The organism is Cellulomonas biazotea, assembly GCF_004306155.1.
Classification (GTDB): Bacteria; Actinomycetota; Actinomycetes; order Actinomycetales; family Cellulomonadaceae; genus Cellulomonas; species Cellulomonas biazotea.
In genome coordinates this window covers 1-2,115 of the sequence record NZ_BIMR01000322.1, presented here as the reverse complement: position 1 = coordinate 2,115, position 2,115 = coordinate 1, and the positions used below count along the sequence as shown (strand labels likewise).

The 2,115-nt window shown below is 76.4% G+C and carries 3 protein-coding genes; all 3 read left to right on the top strand.

The window, feature by feature from the left end; translation table 11 throughout:
• Positions 1-923, top strand: a 923-nt coding sequence (locus tag CBZ_RS17770; RefSeq protein ID WP_130782807.1) for a molybdopterin molybdotransferase MoeA, incomplete at its 5' end; no start/stop codon positions are given.
• A gap of 5 nt (positions 924-928) precedes the next feature.
• Positions 929-1,537 (top strand): GNAT family N-acetyltransferase, encoded by a 609-nt coding sequence (locus CBZ_RS17765; RefSeq protein ID WP_130782806.1) that lies wholly within the window; start codon positions 929-931, stop codon positions 1,535-1,537.
• A gap of 63 nt (positions 1,538-1,600) precedes the next feature.
• Positions 1,601-2,115: SepX/GlpR family protein (locus CBZ_RS17760; protein WP_507762214.1), on the top strand; the 515-nt coding region annotated here is incomplete at its 3' end.

Sequence of the window (2,115 nt, the reverse complement as noted above, 5' to 3'; positions counted from 1 at the left end):
GCGCAGACGCCGTCGTCCCGCTCGAGGAGACCGACCGGGGCGCCGCGCAGGTCGCGATGCAGCGCCCCGCCGTCGCAGGCCAGCACGTGCGCGCCGCCGGGTCGGACGTCCGGGCGGGCGAGGTCGTCCTGTCGGCCGGCACGCGCCTCGGCGCCCGGCAGCTCGCGCTCGCCGCCAGCATGGGCCGGTCGCGGCTGCGCGTGCACCCGACGCCGCGCGTCGTCCTGCTGTCGGTCGGCGACGAGCTCGTCGAGCCCGGCACCCCCGGTGCGCCCGACGGGGCCGTCTTCGAGTCCGACGGCCACGCCCTCGAGGCGGCCGTCCGCGACGCCGGTGCGACCGCGGTCCGCGTCGGCGTGCTGCCCGACGACCGCGCGACCCTCAAGGAGGCGCTCGACGACCAGCTCGTCCGCGCGGACATGGTCGTCGTCACCGGCGGGCTGTCCGAGCTCGCCCACGACACCGTCAAGGACGTCCTCGCGCCGCTCGGCACCGTCCGGCTCGACCAGGTCGCGATGACCCCCGGCTTCCGGCACGGGTTCGGCTCCGTCGGCGACGACCTCGGCCGTGACCGGGCCGTGCCGATCTTCGCGCTGCAGGGCCACCCCGTCGCCGCGCAGGTGTCCTTCGAGGTGTTCGTCCGGCCCGCGCTGCGGGCCATGGCCGGGCACACCGAGCTGTTCCGCCCGTCCGTCGCCGCCGAGGCCACCGCTGGCTGGGTCGCACCCCCGGGCCTGCGCCAGTTCGTCCCGGCCACGGTCGTCGGCTCGCCCGACGAGGGCTACCGCGTGACCCCCGTCGGCGACCCGTCCGCCCCGACGGTCAGCGCCCTGTCCCGCGCCAACGCCCTCGCGGTCGTCGGCGAGCAGGACCTCACCGTCCACCCCGGGCAGGTCGTCCACTGCCTCGTGCTGGAGGGCTGAGCGTCGTGGCCGTCGGGTGGCCCGCGGTGCTCGTCGAGGGGTCGGTGCGGCTGCGGCCGCTGCGACGCCGGGACCAGGACGCGTGGATGTCGTTGCGGTCGCGCAACGCGGGGTGGCTGGAGCAGTGGGACGCGACCAGCCCCGAGCCGGTCACGGGTGTGCGGCCGACGTTCGGGGCGTTCGTCCGGACGCTGTCCGCGCAGGCGCGCGCAGGGACGACGCTGCCCTTCGCGGTCGACCTCGACGGTGAGCTCGTCGGGCAGCTGACGGTCGCGTCGATCGCCTACGGGTCGCTGCGCTCGGCGAGCATCGGGTACTGGGTGTCCGAGCACGTCGCGGGCCGTGGCATCACACCGACAGCGGTCGCCCTGGCGACGGACCACTGCTTCGGCGTCCTCGAGCTGCACCGGATCGAGATCAACATCCGGCCGGAGAACGCGCCGTCGCTGCGCGTCGTCCAGAAGCTCGGGTTCCGCGACGAGGGCGTCCGCGAGCGGTTCCTGCACATCCAGGGCCGGTGGTGCGACCACCGGACGTTCGCGCTCACGGCGGAGGAGGTCCCCGAGGGACTCCTGGCCCGGTGGCGGGCCACGCGAGGAGCGCCCGCGGGGTGACGCGCCACCCGACACGCCGGTATGGTCCCGGCGAGTTCACCGCGCCACCCGTACCGTCGTGACGTGGACGATCTCGCAGGCCTCGTCGCCTTGGCGCTCGTGGCTCTGTGGGGGGCCTACCTGGTGCCGCACAAGCTGCGGCACCGGCAGCAGCTGCTCGAGTCCCGGACGGACGACCGGTTCTCGCAGGCGCTGCGCGTGGTCGCCGTGAGCGAACGCACGGGCCGGCTCCGCCGGTCGGGGACGTTCCGGCGGACGCGCGAGGCGCCCGCGTCAGGACCGGGCGACTGCGGGACGCCGGGCAGTGGATCGCCGGGGCTGCTGACCCCGGGCAAGGGACTCCCGGCGCTCGTCGCCGGTCCCGTGACTGGAGGTGCCACCGTGGACCGACCGACCGCGACGCAGGACAGGATCACCGCCGACGCGGCACGCCGTGCCGCCCAGGCGCGCGCGGCCCGTGCCGCTTCCGTCGCGCGCCGTGCCGCGGCCGCGCGCCGCCGTGCCGTGCTCGCGGGGCTGCTCATGGCCGCCACCGCGATCGGGTGGACCGTCGCCGGGCTGGCGCCCGCCGTCACGTG